Origin of the sequence: Nocardioides sp. (assembly GCF_029937575.1) — a bacterium.
Lineage (GTDB): Bacteria > Actinomycetota > Actinomycetes > Propionibacteriales > Nocardioidaceae > Nocardioides.
The window spans coordinates 1-26,334 of the sequence record NZ_JAPYPS010000007.1; the positions used below are offsets into that span (position 1 = coordinate 1).

General features: G+C 71.9%; 26 protein-coding genes. 11 read left to right on the top strand and 15 right to left on the bottom strand.

Annotation, left to right across the window (positions count from 1 at the left end):
- Together Q1K33_RS04105 and Q1K33_RS04110 are read right to left on the bottom strand one after the other, a co-directional pair.
- Positions 1-244 (bottom strand): hypothetical protein (locus Q1K33_RS04105; protein ID WP_300400928.1); only part of this gene is annotated, 244 nt, incomplete at its 3' end.
- A gap of 9 nt (positions 245-253) precedes the next feature.
- A complete protein-coding gene (locus Q1K33_RS04110) occupies positions 254-508 on the bottom strand; it encodes a GrpB family protein (protein WP_300400931.1) in 255 nt (84 codons plus the stop codon).
- Positions 509-667: 159 nt separating this feature from the next.
- On the opposite strand from Q1K33_RS04110, the gene Q1K33_RS04115 reads away from it, so the two are divergent.
- From Q1K33_RS04115 to Q1K33_RS04135, 5 genes are read left to right on the top strand one after another with little or no spacing between them, the layout of a single operon-like run.
- The gene (locus tag Q1K33_RS04115; protein WP_300400934.1) at positions 668-1,753 is read left to right on the top strand and encodes a 2-oxoglutarate and iron-dependent oxygenase domain-containing protein; all 1,086 of its coding nucleotides are present in this window, start codon (positions 668-670) and stop codon (positions 1,751-1,753) included.
- Positions 1,754-1,768: 15 nt separating this feature from the next.
- Positions 1,769-2,338, top strand: coding sequence for a DUF6801 domain-containing protein (locus Q1K33_RS04120; RefSeq protein ID WP_300400936.1), 570 nt, complete (start codon positions 1,769-1,771; stop codon positions 2,336-2,338).
- 28 nt (positions 2,339-2,366) lie between these two features.
- Entirely contained in the window at positions 2,367-3,533 is a 1,167-nt protein-coding gene (locus Q1K33_RS04125; protein ID WP_300400939.1) for a cysteine desulfurase family protein, read from the top strand.
- Between the two features lie 27 nt (positions 3,534-3,560).
- Positions 3,561-4,685 carry a tRNA 2-thiouridine(34) synthase MnmA gene (mnmA, locus tag Q1K33_RS04130; RefSeq protein WP_300400941.1) on the top strand — a complete coding sequence of 375 codons (1,125 nt, stop codon included), beginning with the start codon at positions 3,561-3,563 and terminating at the stop codon, positions 4,683-4,685.
- A gap of 7 nt (positions 4,686-4,692) precedes the next feature.
- Positions 4,693-5,709 carry a methionine synthase gene (locus Q1K33_RS04135; protein ID WP_300400943.1) on the top strand — a complete coding sequence of 339 codons (1,017 nt, stop codon included), beginning with the start codon at positions 4,693-4,695 and terminating at the stop codon, positions 5,707-5,709.
- Between the two features lie 88 nt (positions 5,710-5,797).
- On the opposite strand, the gene Q1K33_RS04140 is transcribed toward Q1K33_RS04135, so the two are convergent.
- From Q1K33_RS04140 to Q1K33_RS04150, 3 genes are all read right to left on the bottom strand, one after another.
- The gene (locus tag Q1K33_RS04140; RefSeq protein WP_300400946.1) at positions 5,798-7,405 is read right to left on the bottom strand and encodes an MFS transporter; all 1,608 of its coding nucleotides are present in this window, start codon (positions 7,403-7,405) and stop codon (positions 5,798-5,800) included.
- Positions 7,402-8,073, bottom strand: a complete 672-nt coding sequence (locus Q1K33_RS04145; protein ID WP_300400949.1) for a TetR/AcrR family transcriptional regulator — start codon at positions 8,071-8,073, stop codon at positions 7,402-7,404. Before Q1K33_RS04145 ends, Q1K33_RS04140 begins: the two co-directional genes overlap by 4 nt.
- Before the next feature lie 209 nt (positions 8,074-8,282).
- Positions 8,283-8,951: an alpha/beta fold hydrolase gene (locus tag Q1K33_RS04150; protein WP_300400952.1), complete on the bottom strand. Its 669-nt coding sequence runs from the start codon at positions 8,949-8,951 to the stop codon at positions 8,283-8,285.
- A gap of 76 nt (positions 8,952-9,027) precedes the next feature.
- Between Q1K33_RS04150 and ligA the strand changes: the two genes are divergently transcribed.
- Entirely contained in the window at positions 9,028-11,154 is a 2,127-nt protein-coding gene (gene ligA / locus Q1K33_RS04155) for an NAD-dependent DNA ligase LigA (protein ID WP_300400954.1), read from the top strand.
- A 4-nt stretch (positions 11,155-11,158) separates the two neighbouring features.
- Complete coding sequence (locus Q1K33_RS04160; protein WP_300400958.1) at positions 11,159-13,237, top strand: hypothetical protein; 2,079 nt, start codon at positions 11,159-11,161, stop codon at positions 13,235-13,237.
- A 9-nt stretch (positions 13,238-13,246) separates the two neighbouring features.
- On the opposite strand, the gene Q1K33_RS04165 is transcribed toward Q1K33_RS04160, so the two are convergent.
- Positions 13,247-14,416: a hypothetical protein gene (locus tag Q1K33_RS04165; RefSeq protein ID WP_300400960.1), complete on the bottom strand. Its 1,170-nt coding sequence runs from the start codon at positions 14,414-14,416 to the stop codon at positions 13,247-13,249.
- Positions 14,409-14,927 (bottom strand): SigE family RNA polymerase sigma factor, encoded by a 519-nt coding sequence (locus Q1K33_RS04170; RefSeq protein WP_300400963.1) that lies wholly within the window; start codon positions 14,925-14,927, stop codon positions 14,409-14,411. Before Q1K33_RS04170 ends, Q1K33_RS04165 begins: the two co-directional genes overlap by 8 nt.
- A gap of 81 nt (positions 14,928-15,008) precedes the next feature.
- Here Q1K33_RS04170 and rlmC point away from each other — a divergent pair, with 81 nt between their 5' ends.
- On the top strand, positions 15,009-16,127 hold the full coding sequence (gene rlmC / locus Q1K33_RS04175) for a 23S rRNA (uracil(747)-C(5))-methyltransferase RlmC (protein ID WP_300400964.1): 1,119 nt from the start codon (positions 15,009-15,011) through the stop codon (positions 16,125-16,127).
- On the opposite strand, the gene Q1K33_RS04180 is transcribed toward rlmC, so the two are convergent.
- Complete coding sequence (locus Q1K33_RS04180) at positions 16,105-17,046, bottom strand: YihY/virulence factor BrkB family protein (RefSeq protein ID WP_300400967.1); 942 nt, start codon at positions 17,044-17,046, stop codon at positions 16,105-16,107. The two genes, rlmC and Q1K33_RS04180, sit on opposite strands and share 23 nt — an antisense overlap.
- Positions 17,047-17,193: 147 nt before the next feature.
- On the opposite strand from Q1K33_RS04180, the gene Q1K33_RS04185 reads away from it, so the two are divergent.
- Together Q1K33_RS04185 and Q1K33_RS04190 are read left to right on the top strand one after the other, a co-directional pair.
- Entirely contained in the window at positions 17,194-17,892 is a 699-nt protein-coding gene (locus Q1K33_RS04185; RefSeq protein ID WP_300400970.1) for an ArsR family transcriptional regulator, read from the top strand.
- Positions 17,893-17,987: 95 nt separating this feature from the next.
- Positions 17,988-18,704 (top strand): arsenate reductase ArsC, encoded by a 717-nt coding sequence (locus Q1K33_RS04190; protein ID WP_300400973.1) that lies wholly within the window; start codon positions 17,988-17,990, stop codon positions 18,702-18,704.
- Position 18,705: 1 nt separating this feature from the next.
- Here the strand turns inward: Q1K33_RS04190 and Q1K33_RS04195 are convergent, their stop codons facing one another.
- Both Q1K33_RS04195 and Q1K33_RS04200 read right to left on the bottom strand, forming a co-directional pair.
- Positions 18,706-19,821, bottom strand: coding sequence for an ArsO family NAD(P)H-dependent flavin-containing monooxygenase (locus tag Q1K33_RS04195; protein WP_300400975.1), 1,116 nt, complete (start codon positions 19,819-19,821; stop codon positions 18,706-18,708).
- Positions 19,818-20,648 (bottom strand): GNAT family N-acetyltransferase, encoded by an 831-nt coding sequence (locus tag Q1K33_RS04200; RefSeq protein WP_300400977.1) that lies wholly within the window; start codon positions 20,646-20,648, stop codon positions 19,818-19,820. Before Q1K33_RS04200 ends, Q1K33_RS04195 begins: the two co-directional genes overlap by 4 nt.
- Positions 20,649-20,754: 106 nt before the next feature.
- Between Q1K33_RS04200 and Q1K33_RS04205 the strand changes: the two genes are divergently transcribed.
- Positions 20,755-22,119: an NAD(P)-binding domain-containing protein gene (locus Q1K33_RS04205; RefSeq protein WP_300400979.1), complete on the top strand. Its 1,365-nt coding sequence runs from the start codon at positions 20,755-20,757 to the stop codon at positions 22,117-22,119.
- Between the two features lie 8 nt (positions 22,120-22,127).
- On the opposite strand, the gene Q1K33_RS04210 is transcribed toward Q1K33_RS04205, so the two are convergent.
- The 5 genes from Q1K33_RS04210 to Q1K33_RS04230 form a co-directional block, all read right to left on the bottom strand.
- On the bottom strand, positions 22,128-22,313 hold the full coding sequence (locus Q1K33_RS04210; RefSeq protein ID WP_300400981.1) for a hypothetical protein: 186 nt from the start codon (positions 22,311-22,313) through the stop codon (positions 22,128-22,130).
- A gap of 50 nt (positions 22,314-22,363) precedes the next feature.
- Positions 22,364-23,179, bottom strand: coding sequence for a sulfite exporter TauE/SafE family protein (locus Q1K33_RS04215; RefSeq protein ID WP_300400982.1), 816 nt, complete (start codon positions 23,177-23,179; stop codon positions 22,364-22,366).
- Positions 23,176-24,555 (bottom strand): MBL fold metallo-hydrolase, encoded by a 1,380-nt coding sequence (locus Q1K33_RS04220; RefSeq protein WP_300400984.1) that lies wholly within the window; start codon positions 24,553-24,555, stop codon positions 23,176-23,178. The genes Q1K33_RS04215 and Q1K33_RS04220 overlap by 4 nt, the downstream gene beginning before the upstream one ends.
- Entirely contained in the window at positions 24,552-24,893 is a 342-nt protein-coding gene (locus Q1K33_RS04225; protein ID WP_300400986.1) for a rhodanese-like domain-containing protein, read from the bottom strand. The genes Q1K33_RS04220 and Q1K33_RS04225 overlap by 4 nt, the downstream gene beginning before the upstream one ends.
- Positions 24,894-25,046: 153 nt before the next feature.
- Positions 25,047-26,228, bottom strand: a complete 1,182-nt coding sequence (locus Q1K33_RS04230; RefSeq protein ID WP_300400989.1) for an acyl-CoA dehydrogenase family protein — start codon at positions 26,226-26,228, stop codon at positions 25,047-25,049.
- Positions 26,229-26,334: the final 106 nt, after the last annotated feature.

Genomic DNA, 26,334 nt, shown 5'->3' on the forward strand with positions numbered 1-26,334 from the left:
CGGATGACATGCCCAGCGTGGCGGCGAGGTCGTAGACGTCGAACTCGGAGACCAGTGGACACCCGACCCCACCCAACAGGACACCGTTCTCGCCGAACGACTCCGGCGTCACGACACCGAGCTCGACGCGGTGCTCGACCGCCCAGGCCACCACGGCCTGCAACGACACGACCTCGGCCGCAGCGACTGCGTCCTGGGCGTCGCGGACCGCGGCGATCGCGGTCGGGGTGGTGGTCTCGGGCATGCCCCCATTCTAGAACGAGCCACCGACAATCGCGAGACTGTTCGAACGATCTGTGGAGACTCTTTCCGGCGCGAGGTATGCCACGGCCACCTGGACGTCGATGACGTCCTTGGCCGCCAGCCCGGGCACCGCCGTTGAGCCGATGTGGTCGATGCGTTCGGCCACCTGGTCGAGCGACTCGCGCAGCAGGGCCTCCACCCTCGCGAACTCGGCCGGCCAGCTGTCGTCGTACGGCTGGATCACGATGGCGCGTGAGCTGTCCATGCTCCGGATTCTGGCAGGAGTCGAGTTCATCGCTGCGAAACAGAAGTCGCCTAGCCTGGAGGGGTCGCTCGAGTTCAACAGGACATCGCCCCGCGCCCGTGGGTCGGAAACGGACACCTCCGAACGACGTACCCATCCGTTTCCCACGAGGAGTCCGCCATGAGTCAGCTCGCCACCTCAGGCACCACCAGCACCTTCCAGGTCCCCGTCGTCGACATCTCGCCGTACGTCGTCGACAGTGCGCCGACCGAGCGGGCCGCCGTCGCTGTCGCGATCGACCGCGCGTGCCGCGAGGTGGGATTCATCCAGGTCCTCGGCCACGGGATCGCCCCCGAGGTCGTCTTCGGGTTGGGGCAGGCGATGGACGCCTTCTTCGACCAGCCCGTGGACGACAAGCGCCGGTGGATCCGTCCGGCGGGGGAGAACCGCGGCTACACCGCCCCGAAGTCCGAGTCGCTGAGCCTGAGCCTCGGCGTCGAGTCGGCCACCCGGATGAACGACTTCTTCGAGGCCTACAACGTGGGACGCGCCGCGAGCGACTACGCGGGCGTCGAGCTGATCGCCGAGCACTACGCCGAGAACACCTGGCCTGAGGTTCACGGCTTCGAAGAACACGTCTCGGCGTACTTCTCCGAGGCAGGACGGGTCGCCCGGACCCTGACCAGGATCTTCGGTGACGCGCTCGGGCTGCCGACGAGGTTCTTCGACGAGCTCGCCGACCACTCGATCGACGTGCCGCGGATGAACAACTACGCGCTGCCCGAGGGCACCGAGGTCGACCTGGACGGGGACCTGACCGGCATGGGGGAGCACACCGACTTCGGGATCGTCACGGTGCTCTGGGCCGACCAGGTCAGGGGCCTGCAGGTGCTCGACCGCACCGGCGGGTGGCACGACGTGACCCCGCTCGACGGTGCCCTCCTCGTGAACCTCGGCGACCTGACCGCACGGCTGACCAACGAGCGGTGGCTCTCGACCCTGCACCGGGTGAAGCCGCCGGTGGTCGACGGCACGATCCAGCGCCGCCGTTCGGCGGCGTTCTTCCACGACGGCAACGCCGACGCGCTCGTGGGGCCGCTCCCGACGTACGTCGACGACGACCACCCGGCCCTCTACGACGCGGTCACCGTCGACGAGCACGTGCGGGCCAAGCTGGCGGGCTCTCGGGCCGGGGTGCGCAACCTCGCCGCCGTGCGGGAGGCGGCACGGATCAGCGGCAGTCGGCCCCGTGGAGCTGCCGGCTGACGTAGGCTCCGACCCGTGAAGAGGATCCTCGCGCTCGCCCTGGTGGCCGCCCTGCTGGTCACCGTCCGCATCGCTCCCGAGGCGGAGGCGGCGGGCACGAAGGCCACGCTGGACACGGCGTACGTCTGCGACTTCGGGCAGGGCTCGGGAGTCGTCGACGTGAGGGTGAGGGCGAGGCTGCCGAAGAAGGCCGCCGCGGGCAGCACCGTGGCCGAGCGACGGATCAAGGTGTCGCTCGTCCTGCCCGCGGACACCGTGGCGACGCTGCGGCAGTTCGGCGTGGAGTCGGTGGAGGGCCGCGCCGACCGCGCCAAGCTGCGCGTGGGCCCCACCCGCGCGGCGGTGCGCAAGCTGCGGGTCCCGCGCACCGAGATCCCGCCCTCCGGGTCGCTCACCCTGCGCGGCACGGGCAGGGTCTCGTCGTTCGAGGCGCCGGCCGCCGGACGGTACGCCGTGCGCGTGCCGAAGCGGCTGGCCGTCGAGCTCACCGCCTACGGGGACGGCTCCTCCTTCGAGCAGGGCCTGGCGTGCGCGGTGGCGCCCGGGGCTCCGAGCAGGCTGGGGACGCTGCGGGTGAAGGCCTGACCCCACCCTGGCCGTACGCTGGGACCACATGAACGAGCAGGTGCACTACCTCGACCACGCCGCCACCACACCCATGGTGCCCGCGGCGATCGAGGCGATGACCGAGCACCTGCGAGACGTCGGCAACGCCAGCTCGCTGCACGCCTCGGGGCGGCGCGCCCGGCGCGTGGTCGAGGAGTCGCGCGAGACGATCGCCCAGGCCCTCAACTGCCGCCCCGGCGAGGTCGTATTCACCTCCGGTGGCACCGAGTCCGACAACCTCGCCCTCAAGGGCATCCACTGGTCGCGGACGGCCGTGCTCGGGGGGACGCCGAGACTGGTCTCGAGCGCGATCGAGCACCACGCGGTGCTGGATCCGCTTCGCTGGCTCCAGGACTGTGACGAGGCGGAGGTCCGCCTCCTCGGCGTCGACACCGCGGGCCGGATCGACCTCGACGAGCTGCGGGCGCTGACCTCCGACGCGCCGACGTCGCTGATCTCGGTGATGTGGGCCAACAACGAGGTCGGCACGCTGCAGCCGATCGAGGAGGTCGTCGCCATCGCCTCCCAGCACGGCATCCCCGTGCACACCGACGCCGTGCAGGCGCTCGGTGCCGTGCCGCTCGACTTCGCCGCCTCGGGCGTGGACGCGATGACCGTCACCGGCCACAAGGTCGGCGGCCCGTACGGCGTCGGGGCGCTCGTCGTACGGCGTGAGCTCGGCGTCACGCCGCTGTCGCACGGCGGTGGGCAGGAGCGCGACATCCGCAGCGGCACCCTCGACGCCCCGGCGATCGCCGGCTTCGCGGCCGCCGTCGAGCTGGCGGTCAAGCAGCAGGCCGAGCACGCCACCCGTCTCACCGAGCTGCGCGACGACCTCGTCCGACGCGTGGTCGCCGAGGTCCCCGACGCGCACCTGCACGGGGACCCCGACCGCCGGCTGCCCGGCAACGCCCACCTCGGCTTCCCCGGCTGCGAGGGCGACTCGCTGTTGATGCTCCTCGACGCACGCGGCATCGAGTGCTCCACGGGATCCGCCTGCTCGGCGGGGGTGGCCCAGCCGTCCCACGTGCTGCTGGCGATGGGTTGCTCGGAGGAGTCCGCGCGGCACTCGCTCCGGTTCTCGCTCGGACACACCTCCACCCAGGTCGACGTCGACGCTGTCGTCGCGGCGATCGGCCCGGTCGTGGAGCGGGCCAGGGCGGCCCGACGGTGACCCAGTGGTGATCTGGTGGTGATCTGAGTGAAGGTCCTCGCCGCCATGTCCGGTGGGGTCGACTCCGCCGTGGCCGCCGCGCGCGCCGCGGAGGCCGGCCACGACGTCACGGGCATCCACCTCGCGCTGTCGCGCAACCCCCAGTCCTACCGGTCGGGCGCACGCGGCTGCTGCACGATCGAGGACAGCAACGACGCCCGCCGTGCCGCCGACGTGATCGGCATCCCCTTCTACGTCTGGGACCTCTCGGCGGAGTTCCACGAGGACGTGGTCGAGGACTTCATGGACGAGTACGCCGCCGGGCGCACCCCCAACCCGTGCCTGCGCTGCAACGAGAAGATCAAGTTCGCCGCGGTGCTCGAGAAGGGCCTGGCCCTGGGCTTCGACGCTGTCGCGACCGGGCACTACGCGCAGCTGCGTCGCGGACCGGAGGCCGAGGGCGGACTGATCGAGATGCACCGCGCGATCGACGACGGGAAGGACCAGTCCTACGTGCTCGGCGTGCTCGACCAGCGTCAGCTGGCACACTCCCTCTTCCCGCTCGGCGACTCCACGAAGCCCGCCGTGCGGCTCGAGGCCGAGCGGCGCGGACTGCTCGTGGCCGACAAGCCCGACAGCCACGACATCTGCTTCGTCGCCGACGGCGACAACGCCGGCTGGCTCAAGGAGAAGCTCGGCGACCGCGCCCCCAACGAGGGCGGCGACATCGTCGACGACGACTCCGGCGAGGTCCTCGGTCGCCACGAGGGCACCTACGGCTACACCATCGGCCAGCGCAAGGGTCTGCGGATCGGGCGCCCCGCGCCCGACGGCAAGCCGCGCTTCGTGCTCGACATCGAACCGGTCTCCGGCACCGTGACGGTCGGCCCGCGTGAGCGGCTCGCGGTCCACTCGCTGCGTGGCATCCGTCCGCGTTGGTGCGGCGCCGTGCCCGAGCGGCTCTCCGGCCCCGACGTCACGGTGCAGCTGCGCGCCCACGGCGAGGAGCTCCCCGCGACGGTGAGCGTCGCCGGCGACGAGGTGGCCGTCGAGCTGCACGAGCCGGCGTACGGCATCGCCCCGGGGCAGGCCGTCGTGGTGTACGACGGCACCCGGGTCGTCGGGTCAGCCACGATCTCGGCGACCGACCGAGTGCCGGCAGGTCGGGCGTGATGAGTCGATGACGATCGCGACCGGCATCGGGTCGATGCCGGGCGACGACCTCGCCTCAGCCCTCCAGGTCGTCCTGGACGAGCTGGCCGGAGACCGCGGCGAGCACGGCTTGCCGTTCCTGCCCGAGCTCCCGGCGCGCGGGGTCACCTCGGGGATGATCGGACGCACGCTCTCACTGGTCGACGGCATCGGCGTCGACCTGCAGCCCGCCGGCTGGCGACTGACCGACAGCAACGGCGTCGACCACCGGCGCGCCCGCAGCCGCCTCGACCAGGACCTCGACGTGCTCGAGGAGCACACCCAGGGCTACGACGGCGCCTTCAAGGTGCAGGTCGTCGGTCCGTGGACGTTGGCGGCGATGGTCGAGAAGCCCCGTGGCGACAAGGTCCTCAGCGACCACGGTGCCCGCCGCGACCTGGCCCAGGCGCTCGCCGAGTCGGTGCGCGGCCACGTGCGCGACGTACGGCGTCGCCTCGACGACCGGGGGCCAGTGGGGGAGGCCTCGCGGCTCGTCGTCCAGGTCGACGAGCCGGCGCTCGCTGCCGTGATGGGCGGCGGCGTGCCGACCGCGTCCGGCTTCGGACGCCACCGCACGTTGCATCCGCCCGAAGCCTCCGAGCAGCTCGGCTGGGTGCTCGCGGCGATCGCCGAGGAGGGCGCCGAGCCCTGGGTGCACGCCTGCGCCCCCGAGACCCCCCTCGAGCTCGTGCGGGGCGCCGGAGCCCGCGGTCTGCTCGTCGACGTCGCGACGCTCGACGGCGCCGGCCACGAGGCGCTCGGGAGCGCCCTGGAGGCCGGCGACCGGGTCGTGCTCGGCGTCGTCCCGCCCCTCGACGACCCGGGCCTGACCGACACCGCCGTGGTGGAGCGTCTGCGCCGCTGGCTCGACATGCTCGGGATCGATCCCGAGGAGGCAGCGCCCGCGCTCGGCGTCTCCCCGGCATGTGGGCAGGCCGGAGCCTCGGGCGAGTGGGCCCGGCGCGCGCTGAAGATCTCCCGCTCGGCCGCCGCCAACCTCGGCTGACACGCGGCCCGGCGCACGGATTCGCGCGCACGAAGGCCCGGCCACCTCGCGGTGACCGGGCCTCGTCGTACGTCGTGCGGGTCGAGCGTCAGCCGACGTGGACCGGCAGACCCTCGGGTCCGTCGGTGGCCAGCTCCTGGTGCTTGACGTTGAGGAACGCCCAGATCGCCAGGGAGCCGATCAGGATCAGCACCGCACCGACCAGGAACGCCGCCGAGGCGCCCTCGGTGAACGAGCCGATGTAGGCCAGCCGGCCCGCCTCGGCGGGGGACTTGCCCTGTGCCACGAGGTCCTGGAACAGGTCAGTCTTGGTGTTGCTCGCGTAGTGCAGCGAGACGGTGCCGAGGATGGCGAGGCCGAGCGCGCCGCCGACCTGCTGCATCGTGTTGAGCACGCCGGAGCCGATGCCGGAGTCCTCCGAGCGCAGGTGGTGCACGGCGGTCAGGGTCAGCGGCACGAACACCATGCCCATGCCGACCGACATCAAGATGATGAACGGGAAGATCGACGACCAGTAGTTGACGCCGGCGCCCAGGAAGCTGTCGGGACCGACCGCCAACAGGTCAGCGGTGCCGGTCGGGACCGACAGGCGGGAGAACCCGTACAGGGCGACGGCGGCCATCAGGGTGCCGACCCCCGCGATGTAGCGCGCGTCGATCCGGTTGACCAGGTTGGACGAGATGCCCGCCCCGATCACGATGCCCACGGAGAACGGCAGGAACGCGAACCCGGTGTGCAGCGGGCTGTAGCCGACGACCAGCTGGATGAAGAGGCTGAGGAAGTAGAACATCGCGAACATCGCGGCGGGCACGAGCGCCATCACCAGGAAGCTGGTGGCGCGGGTGCGGTTGGCGAACACCCGGACCGGCAGGAGGGGGTGCGCCACGCGGGACTCGATGACGGCGAAGACGGCGAGCAGTGCGACACCGGCGGCCAGCGAGGCGATCGTCCACGTGTCGCCCCACCCGTGGGCTTCCTCGCCGGCGCGGCTGAAGCCGTAGACCAGGCCGAGCAGGCCGAACGTGCCCGTGATCGCACCGGGGATGTCGAGCTGACCGGGGTGCGACTCGGACTCGTTGAGGAAGCGGGGAGCCAGGAAGGCTGCGACGAGACCGATCGGGACGTTGATCAGGAAGGTGTAGCGCCAGCCCTCGAGACCGAGGATCGGGTCGAGGCCGGTGAGCCAGCCACCGAGGATCAGGCCGACAGCCGCGCCGGCGCCGGACATGGCGGCGTACACCGCGAAGGCGCGGTTGCGGGCCGGACCGGCGGGGAACGTCGTGGTGATCAGCGCCAGGGCGGCGGGCGAGGCGAGGGCGGCGCCGAGGCCCTGCAGACCGCGCGAGGCGAGAAGCAGCCCCTCGTTGCCCGCGACACCGCCCAGGAGCGAGGCGACAGCGAAGATGGACAGGCCGATCATGAAGACGCGGCGACGGCCGTAGAGGTCGCCGAGCCGGCCGCCGAGGAGCAGCAGCCCGCCGAAGGCGAGGGCGTAGCCGGTGACGATCCACGTCAGGTTGGCGTCGTTGATGTTGAGGTCCGCGCCGATGAAGGGCAGGGCGATGTTGGCGATGGAGGCGTCGAGCACCACCATCAGCTGGGCCATCGAGATGAGCACGAGCGCCCAGGCGAGATTCAGCTCGCGCGGGGGGTTCGCGTCCGGGGCAGGTGCCTCGGCTCGGGTCAGGTCGGTCATGGGTTGTCCTTCGAGTTCGTGGCTGGCGTGGCGGAGTGGTCGGGGTTGCTGGCTGGAGTGGGCTGCCCGACAGCGACGGCGGGCAGGATGATCTGGTCGACGACTTCGGTGATGAAGCCGCTGTCGGGGCTCTCGCCGAGCATGAAGATCCGGTGCAGGACGATGCCCGGGAGTGCCGGGGCGATCAGGTCGAGATCGAGGTCGGCACGGATCTCCCCACGCGTCCGAGCCCGGTGGAAGATCTCCTCGGCCATGGCGGCCTTGGGCCCGATGAAGTCGCGGCGGAACACTGTGGCGAAGTCCTCGTCGCGGGCGATCGCGGTGATCACGCTGCCCAAGATGGCGATCTGCCGCTGGTCGGTGAGTCCACCCATCCCGCAGAAGGCCCCCAGCAGGTCCTCGCGCAGGCTGCCGGTGTCCGGCAGGGCGTGCGGCTCCTTCTGGGAGAGGAGCGCGTCGATGACCAGCACGGCCTTGCCGGTCCAGCGGCGGTAGAGCGTCGCCTTGGAGGCGTGGGCCGCTGAGGCGACCGCGTCCATCGTGAGCCGGTCGTAGCCGACATCGACCAGGACGTCGAGGGTGGCGTCGAGGATCTCCTGCTCGCGCTCACCCTCGACACGAGGACGGGTGCCGCCCTCGGCGCCGGGCGGGGGTGGTGCTGGGGTCATGGCGGTGTGGCCTTCGTCACTGGATGAAACGGAACGGTTTCGTACCTTGCAAGAGGGTACGGTTCCGTTTCATTCCCGGCGACGGGAAAAAGACGCAGAAGTTCTTCGCGAGCGCGTTCAGGCGTGCTCAGATCCCACAATTGTGCCGTTATGACATGTCGGCGGCGCCGAACCGTGCCACAACTCCACAATTGTGGCGTTCGTGCAGGTCAGCGCAGCAGCTGCAGGCAGCGCGAGGCCGCGAACCCGTTCCACGCGCGGACGTTGCGGAACATGTAGTGCCCGACCCGGCCCATGTCGCAGAACTCGGTGCTCGCCGCGATGCCCTCGGCGCGATCGAGGAACGCGCGCGTCATCCGCGCCGAGGTGATCTTGTCGGTGCTGCCGTGAGCCGCCGACACGGGCTTGCCGCGCAGCGCGGCCACCGAGTCGTCCGGCTGCCACCAGGGGGCGAGCCCGACGACCCCGATCACGGAGGGGTCGTCGGCGACGTAGGCGGCGGTGCGGGCCCCCATCGAGTGCCCCAGCAGTACGACGGGCACGTCGCCGACCTCACGGCGTACCTGCTCCAGGGCCCAGCGGGCGTCGGCCACCGGCGCGCCGCCGTTCCAGCCGCGCACCTCGTAGCGCAGCAGCCAGGTGCTGATCTGCTCCTCGTGCAGGTCGGGGGTGATCGTGCGCTGCAGGGCCGCCATCCGCTTCCAGGAGGCACTGCGGCCGTCCACCGGCTGGCGGCTGGTCTGCTTGCCGCCGTGCAGGGCCAGGACCAGGCCCCGAGGTGCGGCGCCGGCGGCGGAGGCGGCAACGTCCAGGCGCGTCACAGCGCGTCCGGACCGGGTCTGGGGGGCGACGTCCTCGCGCGACTGTTCATTGCTCACGGGTGAGATTCGCTCCCGTCCGGGCACCCGGATGGGTGAGGTGTGCCACGTCGGTGGTCACCGGCAAGATGTCCCCATGTCCGAGACGTCCCCCGACCCCGTTCCCGAGGCTGCTCCCGAGGCCGCGCGCGAGGAGCACCGCCTGCTGGCCGAGGAGGTCGAGGACGCCCGGTGGCGCTACTACGTGCTCGACGACCCGGTGCTGGACGACGCCGACTTCGACCAGCGCCTGCGCCGGCTCGAGGCGCTCGAGGAGGCGCACCCGGAGCTGCGCACGCCCGACTCGCCGACCCAGAAGGTCGGCGGGTCGGTCTCGACCGACTTCACCGCGCGTGATCACCAGCAGCGGATGGAGAGCCTGGACAACGCCTTCAGCTACGAGGAGCTCGAGCAGTGGCATGCCCGACTCGCCCGCGACGGCGTCGAGGCGCCGGCGCTGCTGTGCGAGCTCAAGGTCGACGGACTCGCGATCAACCTGCTCTACGAGGACGGTCGGCTGACGCGCGCCCTGACCCGCGGCGACGGCCGGACCGGCGAGGACGTGACGCCCAATGTCAAGACGATCGACTCCATCCCGCACCGGCTCACGGGCACCGACGAGTTCCCGGTGCCGGCGTCGGTCGAGGTGCGCGGTGAGGTGTTCTTGCCGGTCGCGGCGTTCGAGCGGCTCAACGTCGCGATGACCGATGCCGGCAAGCCGGTCTTCGCCAACCCGCGCAACGCCGCCGCGGGTTCGCTGCGGCAGAAGGATCCGCGGGTCACCGCCACCCGCGCGCTCGGCATGGTCTGTCACGGGATCGGGGCGCGTGACGGCTTCGTGCCGACCGCGCAGTCACAGGCGTACGACGCGTTGGCGGCGTGGGGCCTGCCCACCTCCGACCAGGTCAGGGTGCTGGCGTCGCCGACCGAGGTCGAGGCCTTCATCGACGACGTCGGGGAGCGACGCCACACGATCGTGCCCTACGAGATCGACGGCGTGGTGATCAAGGTCGACGACGTCGGTCTGCAACGACGCCTCGGCTCCACGAGTCGTGCCCCACGCTGGGCGATCGCGTTCAAGTACCCGCCCGAGGAGGTCAATGCCAAGCTGCTGGCCATCGAGGTCAACACCGGGCGCACCGGCCGGGTCACGCCGTTCGGGGTGATGGAGCCGACGCGCGTCGCGGGCTCCACGGTCGAGCGCGCGACGTTGCACAACGCCCACGAGGTCACTCGCAAGGACGTGCGTCCGGGCGACACCGTGGTGCTGCGCAAGGCCGGCGACGTGATCCCCGAGATCGTCGGGCCGGTCCTCCCTCTGCGTCCCGAGGGGCTGGAGGCGTGGGTGATGCCGACCGAGTGCCCCTCGTGCGGCACCACCCTGGCCCAGCAGAAGGAGGGCGACAAGGACCTGCGCTGCCCCAACCACCAGAAGTGCCCGGCGCAGATGCTCGACCGGGTCTTCCACGTCGCCGGGCGCGGGGCGTTCGACATCGAGGGCCTCGGCTCGGAGGCGGCGGCTGCCCTGCTCGAGGCCGGGGTGATCACCGACGAGGGCGACGTCTTCGACCTGGACGCCGCGAAGCTGATGCGGACCGACCTGTTCACCAGGGCCGCCAAGAAGGCCGAGCTCGAGGAGGGCGCGACCGAGGGCCGGGTCCTCTCCGCCAACGGGCAGCGCCTGCTCGACAACCTCGACCAGGCCAAGCAGGTCCCGCTGTGGCGGGTCGTCGTCGGTCTGTCGATCCGCCACGTCGGTCCGACCGCCGCGCGCGCCCTGGCCACCGAGTTCGGCTCGATGCAGGCGATCCGGGCGGCCACCGAGGAGCAGCTGGCGGCCGCCGCGGGCGTCGGGCCGACGATCGCCGAGGCCGTCATCGAGTGGTTCACCCACGACTGGCACATCGCCATCGTCGACAAGTGGGAGCGGGCCGGGGTCACGATGGCCGACGAGCGCGACGAGTCGACCCCACGCACCCTGGAGGGGCTGACCATCGTGGTGACCGGGTCCCTGGTCGACTACAGCCGCGACTCCGCCAAGGAGGCGATCCTGTCCCGCGGCGGCAAGGCGTCGGGGTCGGTGTCGAAGAAGACGGACTTCGTGGTGGTCGGGGAGAGCGCCGGCTCCAAGGCCGAGAAGGCCGAGCAGCTCGGCGTCCCCATTCTCGACGAGGCCGGCTTCACCGCACTCCTCGAGCAGGGGCCTCCCGCGCCACTAGAGTGACCGCGTGCTGGCGGCCGCGTACCTGCTCGTCGCCGGCCTGGCCGGCTTCGCCGTCCTGACTCGAGCGCTGCCGTCGGCCCCCGCGATCGTGCGGATCCCGGGAGGCTTTCTGCTCGCGGTCGTCGTCACGTCGTGGACGACGTACGCCGTGGCCTTCACCGCCGCCGAGGTCCTCGGATGGGCCGAGCGCGCCCTGCAGCTGGGACTGATCGTCAGCACCGCCCTGGCAGGCGTCGTGCTCCTGGTGGTCGGCAGGCGGGTGCGCCCGCCGGACCTGCGGATCCCGCGGCTCGACGCCGCGCTGGCCGTCCTCGCGGTGGCCGTCTCGTGGTGGTTCATGCACTCCCGGCTGCGCCAGGAGAACGGCGAGACCCTGGTCTCGGCCAACACCTGGGGTGACCTGGGCCTGCACGGTGCGCTCTCGCGGTCGTTCTCGGTCGGCGCGAACTACCCGACGCAGTACCCGTTCTTCGCCGGCGAGCCGATCCGCTACCACTTCGGCTTCGACTTCTTCGCCGCGATGCTCCAGGAGGGTGGGCTCTCGCTGCTGTGGTCGTTCAACCTGCCCGCGATCATCGGCTTCACCACGATGCTGCTGACGACGTTCGCCATCGCCCGGCTGCTCTTCAGCCCGGTGGCTCCGCCTCGGTGGTGGAGCGACCGCGGGGTGTGGGCCGGCCTGGTCGCCGTGGCCCTCCTGCTGACCAACCAGTCGCTGGGGTGGCTGCGCTACGTGCAGGAGGACGGCGGCGGCAGTCTCCTCACGGCGCTGCGCCCCAGCGTGCTGTGGGCGCACGAGGGCTACCTCACCGGCGGGCCCTACACCGACGACCGGATCGTCATGTTCAACACGCCCAACGCCTACCTGACCCAGACCCACCTGATCGTGGCGATGGCGCTCGTCCTGCTCCTGGTCTACGCGGTGCTCGCGCACCTGGTTGGTCTCGGCGACGGTGAGGCACCCGACAGGCGGGTGCTCGCCGGGGTGGGAGTGACCTTCGGCGTGGCCTTCTGGCTCAACGGCGTCGTGTGGCTGGCCGCCGCGGTCTTCCTCGGAGCGCTGCTGCTGCTCGGTGTGCTCGCCGCCCGGGCCGACCGGCGCCGGCTCGTGGCCTGGCTGAAGGCCGGCGCGTGGTTCGCCGTACCGGCCTTGGCGCTGGCCGTGCCGCAGGCGCTGCTGCTCAACGGGGGGAGCGCCGAGGGCGGGCTGGGGATCCATCTCGGCTACCTCACCTGCGCCTCGACCGCCTCGTCGTGCCACGGCGGAGACATGGACCTGCTGTCGGTGGCCGACTGGTGGTCGTTCGCCCAGTACTGGTGGCTCAACGAAGGCGCGTTCATCCCGTTGCTCGCGCTCGCCTTCGCACTCGGGTCGTGGCGCGACCGCCGGATCATCGCGGCGACGACCTCCGTCTTCCTGTGGGGGAGCGTCGTGCAGGTCGGTCAGGACGTCGGTGGGCAGAACCACAAGGTCTTCAACCTCTGGGAGAACCTCGCCGGCCCGTTCGTCGCGTTCGCACTCGTGATGATCTGGGTGAGCGGGGGCCGGCTGCTCCGACGCCACGCTCGCGGGATCCGCCTCCGGGGCCTGGTGGCCAGGACGACCGCCGTGTCGCTGACCGGCCTCCTGGTCGTCTCCGGCGTGATCGACGCGATGACCGTCAAGAACGACTACGTGGTGGGCGTCTTCGGCGACGAGACCCAGCAGGAGGCGATGGACTGGATCATCGCCGAGACGCCGCTGCGCTCGACCTTCCTCACCGACTACGACCAGCTCTACTCCGCGCCCCTGCTGGCCGGACGCGGCGTCGCGCTCGGCTACTCCTCCTGGGCCTCCTCCGCCGGGTACGACGTCGCGGCGCGCCAGGAGGCGATCGCGGCGATCTACTCCGCCCCGAGCCCGGGCACCGCGTGCGCCTTGCTGGTCACCCAGCCCGTCGACTACGTCCTGGTCGGCCCGCAGGAGCGGGCCAGTCCGAGGTTCGAGCTCAACGAGGCGCTCTTCGACGGCTGGCCGGCGGAGGCGAGCTTCGGCGTGGACGCCACGAGGACCGTGATCTACCGGGTCGCCGACGTCTGCTGACGAGCCACCTCAGGACTCGCGGGTGACACCTCCGAGCACGAGGTCGTCCTCGACGGTCCGGGTCCGGTAGTTGGTGTCGGGGAGGACGTCGAGCTTCGCGTCGGTCTCGGCGCACTCACCCGTGGAGACGACGCAGGTCGTCACGATGCCCGGCTCGGAGACCCTGAAGAGGTCTCCGGCGCTGGTCCATCCGTAGTCGTAGCTCGCGCCGGGCACCGTCAGGGTCGCGCCCGTCTCGACGTCGTACGCCGTGGTCTCGGACGCGCCACCGCTCCCGAAGGTGTCGTCGTCGACGAACAGCACCGCCGAGGCACCGTCGGGCGACAGACTGAAGTAGCCGTAGGCGTCCGGGTTCAGGTCGGCCGAGAGCAGGGTGCGCCCGGTGGCGACGTCGACGACCGTCGGGTCCTCGCCGTAGCCCTCGATCGCGTGGCCTCCGGCGACCACCTCGCTGGTGAGGGTGTCCGACGTGCCCACGGTCGCCTCACGCCAGTCGACGGTGAGGACCGAGCTGCCGTTGCGCACGTAGACGGTGTCACCGTCGAGCGAGGCGGGGGAATAGCCCTCGGTGGCCTCGGGCAGGTCGACGGTCGCGACCTCGCTGTCGGTCGTGACGTCACGCACGTGCAGGACAGCCACACCGTCGAGTCCGTCGGGGCGGTCGACGTAGACGACGTACGGCTGGGACGGGTCGGTGGCGTGGACAATGCCCTCGGTCACGAGGGCCAGGGGCGTGACGACGCCGTCAGTTCCGACGAGGGAGAACCGCTGAGGCCCGCCCCCGTCGCTGTAGCTGTTGTCGCCGTGCCGCACCAGGACGCCCGCCGAGGTGTAGTACATCGACTTCACGGTGACGTCGTCGATGTCGGCGACCACGTCCACGCCGGTGAGGTGGACGTCGGGTCCGATCGCGAACACGGCCCCGAGGTCCGGCGCATCGGCGCCGGCCGAGGGGGACCCGCTCGGATCGAGGGCATCGCCACGGTCGTCCGAGCCCGACGTCACCGCGAGACCGACCCCGGCGACCAGTGCCAGGGCGACGAGGCCGGTGCCGAGCCGGGCTCCGCGGCGTCGCCGGCGGAGCGTCCGGCCGCGTGTCAGCACGGTGGCCGTGGGTGCGGGTGGTACGTCGAGCAGGTCTGCCTCGGCGGTCATCAGGGCGGTGAGACGCTCAGTCATGGTGGGCTCCCAGGGTGTCGGGGACGACGGCGTCGCCGAGCAGCGCGCGCAGCCGGGCGAGGGCGTCGGAGGTCTGGCTCTTCACGGTGCCCTCGGTGATGCCGAGGGCGTGTGCGGTGCTGGCAACGCTGAGGTCGTCGTAGTAGCGCAGCACCACCACGGCGCGTTGCCGCGGTGGGAGCTGAGCCAGGGCGGCGATGACCGCCGGACGGTCGGACGGGTCGTGGGTGACGCCCTGCTCGGGCAGCGTCTGCGTCGGACGTTCGTTGCGCCACGACTTCTTGCGGAACCACGAGCTGGCGGTGTTGATCAGAGTCGTGCGGGCGTAGCCCGGCGCCGCCTCGATGGTGCGGACCTTGGACCAGGAGGCGTAGGTCTTGGCGAGCGCGGTCTGGACGAGGTCCTCTGCCTCGGCGCGGTCGCCGAGCAGGAGGTAGGCCGTGCGGTAGAGCGAGGCCCAGGACGCCTGGACGAGCTCGCTGAACTCGGCGTCGGATGGTGGTCGTGGCATGCGGTCTCCCCGGTGAGAGCGTGTCGGTCACCTTGTCAGATGCGATGCGGGGCACTTCGGTTGGTTGACTACGCTCATCTCGTGGACTGCGCCTACTTCGCCGCGGGCAGGTGCGGGTCGTGCACCGAGCTGCCGACGCCGTACGACGTGCAGTTGGACGCCAAGGAGCGCCGCTGCCGCGAGGCGCTGGCGGACCACCCGGACATCTCCGGGGTGTCCTGGTTGTCGACGGCGGCCAGTGCCACGGAGGGATTTCGCAACAAGGCCAAGATGGTCGTGGCCGGCACCCCGCAGGCACCCACGCTCGGCATCCTGGACCCGTCGGGCACCGGCGTGGACCTCAGGCTCTGCCCGTTGTACTCACCGGCCATGCACGGCCTGCTGGAGGTGCTCTCGGAGTTTGTGGTGCGCGCCCGCCTCACGCCGTACGACGTGAGCCTGCGGCGTGGCGAGCTGAAGCACCTGATCGTCACCGAGTCGCCGGACGGCGAGTTCCTGGTGCGCTTCGTGCTCCGCTCCACCGAGGGCGTCCCGCGGATTCGCAAGCACCTGCCTGCGCTGCTCGCCGAGCATCCGTCTGTCGCCGTGGTCTCGGTCAACCGGCAGCCGGAGCACAAGGCGATCCTCGAAGGGCCGGAGGAGGAGATCCTCACCGATCGCCTCACTCTGCCGATGCGGGTCAACGACCGGGTGCTGCACCTGCGCCCGCGCAGCTTCTTCCAGACCAACACCGACCTCGCGGCCACGCTCTACCGCCAGGCGTCGTCGTGGGCCGACGAGGTCGGGGCGTCGTCGGTGCTCGACCTCTACTGCGGCGTCGGCGGGTTCGCCCTGCACCTGGCCGCCCCGGGCCGCCGGGTGAGGGGGGTGGAGCTGAGCGAGGAGGCGGTGGCGAGCGCCGTGGCGACGGCGACCGAGAGCGGCCTGGCGGTCGACTTCGTGTGTGGTGACGCCACCGCGGTCGACGCCGACGCCGAGCTGGTCGTGGTCAACCCGCCACGGCGCGGCCTCGGCCCCGACCTGTGCGCGAGGCTCGAGTCGTCGTCGGCGCGCTGGGTCGTCTACTCCAGCTGCAACGTCACGAGCCTCGCGCGCGACCTGGCGCAGCTGCCGTCGTGGGTGCCGCGCCGGGCACGGGTGATCGACATGTTCGCCCACACGAGCCACTTCGAGGTGATCACCCTGCTGGAGCGTCGCTGAGGTCCTCGTCCGTCTCCGTGGCGGCCCTCTCCCCGGCCGCAGCGGCCTCGCGACGCACCTGCAGGACCGCGTTGAGCTCGCCCCCGACGAGCAGCGCGATGCTCAGCAGGTAGACCCAGGTCAGCAGGATGACGCCGCCGCCGAGGGCTCCGAGGACGGGGCTGCGCTCGGCCACGACCCGGACGTAGATGCTGAAGCCGAGCGTGGCCAGCAGCCACAGGGTGGTGGTGACGAAAGCACCCGGCAGGCTGGCCCGCCACGGCGTAGGCCGGTTGGGGGCGACGTGGAAGACGAGCACGAGCCAGGCAGTGACGAGCAGGAAGAGCGTCGGGAAGCGGGCGGCGTCCCAGAACCACACGAACGTGGAGCCGAGGCCGACCACGTCGGCGACGTCCTCGCCACGACCGAGCAAGGGGCCGACGACCACGACGGCGAGGGCGACGACGACCACGACCGCGGTGGCCGCGCCGAGCAGGAGCCCGAGGCCGCGACGGCGCAGCCAGGTGCGGTGCTCCTCGATGTCGTAGGCGTGGTTGAGGGCCTCGATCACCACGGCCCAGGCCCCCGACAGCGACACCAGGGCGCCGATCGTCGCGACCGTGAGCAGTCCGCCGTATTGCCCCGAGAGGATGGTCTCGACCGCGGTGGTGACCGAGTCGGCCTGGTTGTCGAAGATCTGGCTCAAGGCATCGGTGACCTCGACCTGGGTGCGCGCGGCGACGTCGGCGCCGGCGATGAGCTCCAGGTAGCTCAGCAACCCCGCCGCCACCAGGAGGCCCGGCAACAGGCTGAGCACGGTGAAGAAGGCGATCTCGGCGGCGAGACCCAGGACGCGGTCCTCGGCGATCTCTGCGCCCAGCTCGCGCAGCACGGATCGGCGCCGCGGCTCACGCTCTGCGCGGTGGTCTTCGGTCGACACGTGTCGGCTCCAGCGGCTCGTGGCGGTCAGGTCTGGGGTCCTCGACCGTAGTCCACCGCGCGCGGTGCTGGCGGCCCTCGCTGACTTGACGGCCGTAAGTAACTCAGCAACTATTGAGTCAATAACTACTGAGCGAAAGGCGCGATGATGGACGACCTGGTCCTGCGGGCAGCCCGCCATGCGGCACTGGCCGACGTCTCGCGGCTCCGGGTCGTCGACCTGCTCGCCGTCGGAGACGCCTCGCCGCGCGAGCTGCAGGTCGAGCTCGCCATGACGTCCAACCTCCTGGCCCACCACCTCGGCGTCCTCGAGCGCGTCGGTCTCGTCGCCCGTCGGCGCTCGGAGGCCGACCGTCGACGGTCCTACGTCAGCCTCGTCGCGGCGGCGTTGCCCGGGGGCGTGGCGACGCCGCCGCTGTGGGGAGCTACGGGTGCCGGGGGCGCCGAGGGCGCCGAGGAGATTGTCTTCGTGTGTACGGCGAACTCCGCGCGGTCGCAGATCGCCGCAGCGCTCTGGAACGCCCGGCCCGGCACTCGACCGCGCGCCACCTCCGCCGGGACGCACCCCGCCGACAGCATCGCCGAGCGCGCCGTCACGGCGGCCGGAAGGCGGGGCGTGCGGCTCACCGGGCGCCCCACCGAGCTCGACGTCAGCAGCATCGGTTCGTCAGTGGTCGTCACCGTCTGCGACCGCGCCCACGAGGAGCTGGTGCGCCACGCGACGAGCGTGCACACCGCCGTCCACTGGTCGGTGCCGGACCCGGTGCGGATCGACACGGATGAGGCCTTCGAGGCCACCCTCGACGAGCTCGAGACCCGGATCGACGTCGCGACCGCCGCCTCGTGAGCGGCGCACCCCAGCACCCAACGCCCCATCAGCACCTGCCACCGCGCACACCACCGCACACACCCCCGCACACACCACCGGACGAAGGAGTCCCGATGACCGACACCAGCCTCTCCCAGAGCTTGCCCCAGAACCCGGTCGAGAACCTGCCGGAAGAGGCCGGCGGCGAGATCACCCTCGACCAGCAGGTCGCGCTGCGTCGGGCCGCCTCCCGGCTGGCCGGGGAGTTCGACGGCCTGTACGGCGCCGAGACGATCGAGCGCTTCCTGACGACCTCGTACGACGAGTTCGCGGGTCGTTCGACCGTGGTCACGTTCCTGCCGCTGCTCGCCGAGCGCTTCGCCCGCCAGCGCCTGCACGCCCTGGCGCGGGTCGAGAAGCTGCACGACGACGGGCGTCCGGTGATCCTCTTCCTCTGCACGCACAACGCGGGTCGGTCCCAGATGGCGCTGGGGTTCCTGACGCACCACGTCGGTGACCGCGCGGTGGCCTGGTCGGGCGGCTCCGAGCCGGGCATCGAGGTCAACCCGGCCGCGGTGACGGCGATGGGCGAGCGCGGGATCGACATCTCCGGCGAGTTCCCGAAGCCGTGGACCGACGAGGTGGTCCGGGCTGCCGACGTGGTCATCACGATGGGCTGTGGTGATGCCTGCCCCATCTTCCCGGGCAAGGACTACCGCGACTGGGACGTCGCGGACCCGGCCGGGCAGGAGCTCGCCGACGTGCGCCAGGTCCGCGACGACGTGGAGCGCCGGGTGCTCGCGCTGCTCGGCGAGCTGGAGCTGCTGGACCCGGCAGAGGCCCGCCAGTAGGTCAGCCGTCGAGACGGCGTACGACGTCCTCGGCGGTGTCGCGAGCCGGTCGGCCGACCCCGATGAGGGTCGCCGAGGCCGGCCCGCACCAGTCGCCGTACCCGAGGAACCACAGGGGTCGACCGTCGGCGCAACGGACTGCGTTGGGTGACCCGTCCGGGGCGACGGTGACCGGATGCCCCGAGGACCGGGACAGGCCGAGCCCGTGCAGGTGACCCAGGGCCGGACGGAAGCCCGTGGCCCACACGACGGCGTCGAGCTCCACCTCACGACCGTCCTCCCAGCGCGCGCCCTGCGCGGTGAGCGCGACGGGGGGAGGCTCGGCCTGCAGGTCGCCCCGGTCGCGGGCCTCGCGCACGGGCGGGACCGCGACGATGTCGCCCAGCGAGCCGACGCCGGCGCTCTCGCGTCCGGCGGCCCGGTCGGAGACCGCTCGCGTGGCGACCTCGAAGAGCACGCGCCCGTCGACGTCGTCGGGCAGGTAGCGAGGGGGTTCGCGGGTGACCCAGTGCACCGCGGCGGCGACGTCGACGAGGTCGGCGGCGATCTGGGCGCCGGAGTTCCCGCCCCCGACGACGAGCACGCGAGAGCCCGCGAGGTCGTCGGGCCCGCGGTAGTCGCTGGTGTGCAGCTGCCGACCGGCGAAGACGTCCGCGCCGGGGAAGCTCGGCCAGAAGGGCCGGTCCCAGGTGCCGGTGGCACTGACGACCGTTCGCGCCTGCAGGTCGCCGTGGTCGGTGTGCACCTCCAGGCCGTCGCGGGTGTCCTGGACGCCCGCGACCAGCACGGGTCGTCGTACGTCGAGGTCGTAGCGGTGCTCGTAGTCGGTCAGGTAGTCGACGACGTGCGCGGCGTCGGGGTTGTCGTCGTTGCCCGTCGCGGGCATCAGGCGACCGGGGAGCGAGCTGTAGCCCGCGGGGGAGAAGAGGCGCAGGCTCGGCCACGCGTCCAGCCAGGCGCCACCGGGGCGCTCGCGCCGGTCGAGGAGCACCACGGACAGCGGGCGCCGGCCGGCGCGGGTCCGCTCGCGCTCGGCGCGGCGCAGGTAGAAGCCGAGGGCGAGCGCGGACTGTCCGCCGCCGACGACGCAGACGTCGACGGCATCGGGCAGGCTCACTCCTCGGGGCGCCGACGCTCGAGCAGCACGGTGTCGCGCCAGACGCCGTCGAGCTGCGCGATCCGGGACCGTACGGCGAGCGTCCGGTAGCCGGCGCCGTGGTGGAGTGCCAGGCTGGCGCGGTTCTCCGGGAAGATCGAGGTCTGCAGGGTCCACAGGCCACCGGTGTCCGCCTCGGTGACCTGACGGTGCAGCAGGGCGCGTCCGACGCCTCGGCCGCGGGCCTCCTCGGCGACGTAGACCGTGCTCTCGCCCACTCCGGAGTAGCAGGTGCGCGCCGAGGTGGGGGAGACGGCGGTCCAGCCCGCGAGGACGTCATCGACCTCGGCGACCCAGCGGTGGCGGGGCAGCCAGCGGTCGCGCAGGGAGTCCAGCGGCGGTGGCTCGGTCTCGAAGGTGGCGTTGCGGGTGGCGATGCCCTGCGCGTAGATCGCCAGCACCCTCGGCAGGTCGTCGTCGGTCATCGCTCGGGTCACGACGTCGGCGGGCAGGTCGTCGGGGCAGCACGGAGCGGCGCCCCGGGACCCCAGCGTGCCCATGACGACGTCGGCGGCGTGCGGGAGGCCGGTGCAGCAGGCGGGGTTGACCGACACCAGGCTCGCCGTCCCGACCTTGTCGACGGCGACGAAGCCGACCTCGGCCAGACGACGCACGTGGTGGGAGCACGTCGCCTGGCTGATCCCGAGCTCGCCGGCGAGGTCGCCGACCCGCATGGAGCCGCTCGGGCTCGAGGCGACGGCATGGAGCAAGCGCACGCGGGTGGCGTCGGCGAGGGTGGCGAACCAGTCGGCGTACGTCGTGGCGGCGAGGGGGTCGAGCAGGGCCATGCGGCCACCCTAGTTGATGATCGATCTGCGTCGATGCTTGCAGACATTGATTGTGGTCGATATGGTCTGTATCGACCGACATCGATCAACCGAACAGGACCCCTCCATGAGCCTCACTCCCCGCACCGACCGCCCCCTGCTCATCGTCGGCGCCGGTCCGATCGGCCTCGCCGCCGCCGCGCAGGCCCACGAGCGTGGTCTGCCCGTCATCGTCGTGGAGGCGGGCGAGTCGGTCGGCCAAGCCGTGCGGGAGTGGGGTCACGTGCGTCTCTTCTCGCCGTGGTCCGAGCTCGTCGACGAGGCGGCTGCCCGGCTGCTGGAGCCCACGGGGTGGACGCGTCCGGACGCCCGGGCCCTGCCGACGGGTGCCGAGTGGGTGGGTGACTACCTGGCCCCGCTGGCCGAGGCGTTGCGCTCCGCCGGCGTCTCCATCCGTACGGCGAGCCGCGTCGTGGGAGTGGCCCGTCAGGGCCGCGACCGCTTGGTCGCCATCGACCGCGAGCAGGTGCCCTTCGCCGTCCACGTCGAGACGCCCACCGGCCACGAGGTGCTCACCGCGGCCGCGGTGCTCGATGCCTCGGGCACCTGGGGCCGGCCCGGCCCCCTCGGCACCGACGGCTACCCCGCGGCGGGGGAGCGCGAGCTGGCCGAGCAGATCACCTACGGGATGCCCGACGTCACCGACCCCGCGGTTCGCGCACTCCTCGCGGGCCGCCACGTCGCGGTGGCCGGTGCCGGTGCCTCGGCGCAGAACGTGCTGGTCGCCCTGGGAGAGCTCGCCGCCGCCGAGCCCGGGACCCGGATCACGTGGCTCCTGCGTCGTGGCGACGCGGCCAAGGCCTTCGGGGGAGGGGACGCCGACGAGCTCGAGGCGCGCGGGGCGCTGAGCGAGCACGCCCGCGCGGTGGCGGAGTCGTCCACCGTCGCGCAGGTGACGGGCTTCCGGACGGTCGCCGTACGCCGTGACGAGGGGTCGGGACGTCTGGTGTTGACCGCTCTGGACGGCCGCGAGGTGACCGACGTCGACCACGTCGTGGCCGTGACCGGCTTCCGCCCCGACCACTCCTGGCTCTCCGAGGTCCAGCTCGACCTCGACGGTGAGCTCTCCGCGCCGCGGCTGCTGGCGCCGGAGATCCACCCGGCGCACCACTCCTGCGGCACGGTCAGCCCGCACGGCGCGGACCTCCTGCGTCAGCCCGAGGACGGGCTCTACCTCGCCGGCATGAAGTCCTACGGCCGGGCGCCGTCCTTCCTGGCCCTGACCGGCTTCGAACAGGTCCGCTCGATCGTCGCCGAGGTCGCCGGCGACCTCGAGGCCGCCGCTCGCGTCGAGCTCACGCTGCCCGAGACCGGGGTCTGCGGCGCCGGGCCCGGCTTCGACGATCAGGCGGGCGGCTGCTGCGGTGGGCCCGAGCTGGTGTCGATCGGGGCGCCCGTGACGACGGCTCGGACGATCCCCACGACGGGATAGTCGGACGCTCAGCGTCCGAGCAGCCGGGCCACGAGTCCCTTGCGCTGCGCGGAGCCGGCCGACTTCTCGGCCGCGCTGTGCTGGCCGGAGCACCACTGCCCGGCCGGCACGCCGGCCTTCACCTGGGCGATGTGCTGGCCGCAGCCGGCCCAGGAGGTCTTGCCGCAGGTCTTGCAACGCACTGCTCGGCACATGGGGTGGGTCTCCGTTCGTCGATGGGTCGGGTGATCTCTGGCGAGAGTTGTCAGGCGAGGGCGGGGAACGCGCGAGCCGCGGTGTAGATCGCGACCCCGAGCACGAGGAGCGTGAAGGCCGACTGGAGGCGCCGGGTGTCGGCACGCGCGGCGACCCGCACACCGGCGGCGGCCCCGGCGGCGGAGGCCGCGGTGAGAGTGAGCACGATCCACCAGTCGGGAGCCGCGCCCGCGCCGGCGCGCACGACCAGCGCCATGGCGCTGGTCATCGTGATGACGACCAGGGACGTCCCGGCGGCGTACTGGATGGGCAGGGAGAGCGCCACCAGCAGCGCCGGGACCACGAGGAAGCCGCCCCCGACACCGAGGAACCCCGTGAGGAGTCCGACGGCCGTGGCGGTGAGCAGCACCTTGAGAGCGCGCGGGCACTGGCAGGCGAAGGTAGGGCTGAAGCTGATGATCGGATCGTCGAGGGCGGCCCGCTGGGCCGGGACCGTGTCGCCCGAGCGAAGCGTGCGCACGCCCATCACGGTCGCGACCACGAGCATCAGGGCGGCGAAGCTGGCCAGGAGCACGGGGTCGGGGACGCGACTGGAGAAGTGGGCCCCGAGGGCGGCTCCGCCCAGCGCGACGGCGCCGAACGTGACGCCCCGGGCGAGCAGCACATGGCCGGCACGATGGGCGAGCACGGCCCCCAGCAGGGAGGTCACCCCGACCACCACCAGGGAGCCCGTGGTGGCCTGGGAGGCGCTCTGTCCGAGCACGTAGACGAGCACCGGCACGGCGAGGATCGACCCGCCGCCACCGAGGGCGCCCAGGCTGAGCCCGATCAGGGCCCCGGCGAAGAGCGCCAGGACGAGGGTCACGCCGACGGCCCGACGAGGTGCAGGCCGACCTTCTCCGCGTTGTCGAAGGAATCGTCGATGGCCACCAGGGAGCGTCCGACGGCATCGAGCATCGACGCTGCCACCGAGGCGCGGTAGCCGCCGGCGCAGTGCACCCACACCTCGCCCGCCGGGACGTCGTCGAGGCGGTGCCACAGCTCGTGGAGCGGGATGTTGACGGCGCCCTGGATCCGAGCCGCGTCGTGCTCGTCGGTGCGTCGTACGTCGAGCACGACGACCTCGCGGTGGTGCCGCACAGCGGCGAGGTCGGCGAAGGTCGCGGTGCCGAAGGAGCTCAGCGCACGGTCCGACCAGTCGTCCGGCCCCCCGGTCGCGTGAGCTGCGGGTCGGTCGATGCCGATCCGGACCAGCTCACGCTGCGCAGAGGTGACCTCCTCGGAGGTCTGGCCGAGCAGGGTGATCGGCGTGCCCCAGGTGACCAGCCACCCGAGGTAGGTCGCGAAGCCCCCGTCGAGGCCGAAGTTGAGGGTGCCCGGGGCGTGGCCCGCGGCGAACGCCGTACGACTGCGCAGGTCGACGACCCACTCGCCGGCCTCGATCCGCCGGCGTAGCTCGGCCGGCTCGGCGAGCGCCGGCAGCGAGAGGTCGGGGGCGCCGGGACCGGCGGCGTTGGCCGGCGCCATGTGGGCGTAGTAGGCCGGCCAGGCGCCGAGCCCGGCCAGGAGCTCGTCGACGTAGGACTGCTCGTCCTGCGTCAGCGCCGGGTTGGTTCGCTTCTCCTGACCGATGGTCGAGGAGGTCGCATCGGACTGGTTGGCTGAGCAGAAGGACCCGAAGCCGTGCGTGGGATAGACCTCGGCGCCGTCGGGCAGCAGCTCGGCGAGGCGGTGGGCCGAAGCATGCTGGTGGCGCACGAGGTCGTCGGTGTGCTCGTCCCCGAGCAGGTCGGGGCGACCGGTGGCGCCGTAGAGCAGGGAACCGCCGGAGAAGACGCCGATCGAGCGGTCGAGACCGTCCTCGACGGTGGTCAGGGCGTAGGAGAGGTGGGTGAACGTGTGTCCGGGCGTGGCGAGGGCGGTGACGCGCATCCGCTCGCCCACCGCGACGACCTGGCCGTCGCTCAGGGGAGTGCGGGCGAAGGACACCTCGTCGGCGCCGTTGACGAGGTAGGCGGCCCCGGTGCTGCGGGCCAGCGCGTGCCCGCCGGTCACGTAGTCGTTGTGGATGTGGGTCTCGAAGACGTGGGTCAGCCGGACGTCGTGCTCGGCGAGCAGCGTCAGCACCCGGTCGATGTCGCGTTGCGGGTCGACGACGAAGGCGACCTCGCCGTCGTGCACCAGGTAGCTGCGGTCGCCGAGGGTCGGGGTCTCGAGGGGCAGGACGGTCGGGGAGGTCATCGAGTCACCACGTCGTCGCGTCGTCCCGGTTGCGTGCCCGTCTGGACCGGTCGGCCTGACGCGATCCACGCCGTGGTGCCGCCCAGGACGTTGACCGGGTCGAAGCCCTGCGCGAGCAGGACGTCGGCCATCGCGCCACTGCGGTTGCCGGAGGCACACACGAGCAGCACCGGAGCGCTGCGCTCGAGCTCGTCGAGACGCGAGGTGAGGTGCCCCATCGGGATGTTGACCGCGCCGGGCACGTGGCCGGCGACGTACTCGGCGGTCTCGCGGACGTCGACCAGGTGGGCGCCGCCCGCGACCGCGGAGGCCAGGTCGTCGATGGTGATCTCACGCATGGTGTGGACTCCTCTGCTCGGTGCCGTTCGGAACCCCCCAGGGGGTTACGGGAGACGATAGCAGAACCCCCTGGGGGGTTCTACTCGCTGGCGCCGGAAATGCAGGACCGCGCTCCGCCCGGTGGGGCGAAGCGCGGTCGGGAGGGTTCGTGGTCAGCGAGCGTTGTGCTTGCCCGCCAGCAGCTGACGCGCCATCACCAGGCGCTGGACCTGGTTGGTGCCCTCGTAGATCTGGGTGATCTTGGCGTCACGCATCATCCGCTCGACGGGGAAGTCCTGGGTGTAGCCGTAGCCGCCGAGCAGCTGGACGGCGTCGACGGTGATCTCCATCGCGGTGTCGGAGGCCAGGCACTTGGCGGCGGCACCGAAGAACGGCAGGTCGGCGTCGTTGCGTTCGGACTTCGCGGCGGCGACGTAGACCATCTGGCGGGCGGCCTCGAGCTTCATCGCCATGTCGGCGAGCATGAACTGGATGCCCTGGAAGTCGGAGATGTGCTTGCCGAACTGCTGGCGCTCCTGCACGTAGCCCAGTGCGAAGTCGAGGGCGCCCTGGGCGATCCCGACGGCCTGGGCGCCGATGGTGACTCGGGTGTGGTCGAGGGTGCGCAGCGCCAGCTGGAGTCCGGTGCCGGGCTCGCCGATCATCCGGTCGGCGGGGATCCGGACGTTGTCGAAGAGCAGTTCGCGGGTGGGGGAGCCCTTGATGCCGAGCTTGCGCTCCTTCTCGCCGAAGGTGAAGCCCTCGTCGGACTTCTCCACGACGAAGGCGCTGATGCCCTTGCCGCGAGGTGCCTCGGGGTCGGTGACGGCCAGGACGGTGTAGAACTCCGAGACGCCGGCGTTGGTGATCCAGGACTTCTGGCCGCTGAGGACGTAGTCCTCGCCGTCGGCCGTGGCGCGGGTCCTCATCGACGCCGTGTCCGAGCCGGCGTCGCGCTCGGAGAGTCCGTAGGAGAAGCCCTCGCCCGCGACGAGACGCGGGAGGTAGCGCTGCTTGAGGTCCTCGGAGCCGCCGAGCATGACCGGGAGCGAGCCGAGCTTGTTGACCGCGGGGATCAGCGAGGACGACGCGCAGCCGCGGGCGACCTCCTCGATCACGATGCAGGTGGCGAGCGCGTCGGCCCCGACGCCGTCATAGGCCTCCGGCACGTGCGGGGCGTGGAAGTCGGAGGAGACCAGGGCGTCGTGCGCGGCTTGTGGGTACGACGCGGAGTCGTCCACCTCGGCGGCGTACGGCGTCACCTTGTCGGCCACCAGGTCGCGCACCGCGGCGCGCAGCTCCTCGTGGTCGTCGGTGGTGCGGAACCAGTCCTGCGCGGGGCTCGTGTCGCTCATCTCGGCACCTTCTGAAACTCGGTATCGTCGGGGTGGCACCCAGTTTCACACGCTGGCCGGATGAGTCCAAATGACGTGATGATGTGCCGAGCCGGCGAGCCGAGGA

Bases quoted from the DNA above. Each gene is read 5' to 3' on its own strand.
- Q1K33_RS04110 (WP_300400931.1), bottom strand. From the start codon at position 508: ATGGACAGCTCACGCGCCATCGTGATCCAGCCGTACGACGACAGCTGG.
- Q1K33_RS04115 (WP_300400934.1), top strand. From the start codon at position 668: ATGAGTCAGCTCGCCACCTCAGGCACCACCAGCACCTTCCAGGTCCCC.
- Q1K33_RS04125 (WP_300400939.1), top strand. From the start codon at position 2,367: ATGAACGAGCAGGTGCACTACCTCGACCACGCCGCCACCACACCCATG.
- Q1K33_RS04135 (WP_300400943.1), top strand. From the start codon at position 4,693: ATGACGATCGCGACCGGCATCGGGTCGATGCCGGGCGACGACCTCGCC.
- Q1K33_RS04140 (WP_300400946.1), bottom strand. From the start codon at position 7,405: ATGACCGACCTGACCCGAGCCGAGGCACCTGCCCCGGACGCGAACCCC.
- Q1K33_RS04145 (WP_300400949.1), bottom strand. From the start codon at position 8,073: ATGACCCCAGCACCACCCCCGCCCGGCGCCGAGGGCGGCACCCGTCCT.
- ligA (WP_300400954.1), top strand. From the start codon at position 9,028: ATGTCCGAGACGTCCCCCGACCCCGTTCCCGAGGCTGCTCCCGAGGCC.
- Q1K33_RS04165 (WP_300400960.1), bottom strand. From the start codon at position 14,416: ATGACTGAGCGTCTCACCGCCCTGATGACCGCCGAGGCAGACCTGCTC.
- Q1K33_RS04170 (WP_300400963.1), bottom strand. From the start codon at position 14,927: ATGCCACGACCACCATCCGACGCCGAGTTCAGCGAGCTCGTCCAGGCG.
- Q1K33_RS04185 (WP_300400970.1), top strand. From the start codon at position 17,194: ATGGACGACCTGGTCCTGCGGGCAGCCCGCCATGCGGCACTGGCCGAC.
- Q1K33_RS04190 (WP_300400973.1), top strand. From the start codon at position 17,988: ATGACCGACACCAGCCTCTCCCAGAGCTTGCCCCAGAACCCGGTCGAG.
- Q1K33_RS04200 (WP_300400977.1), bottom strand. From the start codon at position 20,648: ATGGCCCTGCTCGACCCCCTCGCCGCCACGACGTACGCCGACTGGTTC.
- Q1K33_RS04205 (WP_300400979.1), top strand. From the start codon at position 20,755: ATGAGCCTCACTCCCCGCACCGACCGCCCCCTGCTCATCGTCGGCGCC.
- Q1K33_RS04210 (WP_300400981.1), bottom strand. From the start codon at position 22,313: ATGTGCCGAGCAGTGCGTTGCAAGACCTGCGGCAAGACCTCCTGGGCC.
- Q1K33_RS04220 (WP_300400984.1), bottom strand. From the start codon at position 24,555: ATGACCTCCCCGACCGTCCTGCCCCTCGAGACCCCGACCCTCGGCGAC.
- Q1K33_RS04225 (WP_300400986.1), bottom strand. From the start codon at position 24,893: ATGCGTGAGATCACCATCGACGACCTGGCCTCCGCGGTCGCGGGCGGC.
- Q1K33_RS04230 (WP_300400989.1), bottom strand. From the start codon at position 26,228: ATGAGCGACACGAGCCCCGCGCAGGACTGGTTCCGCACCACCGACGAC.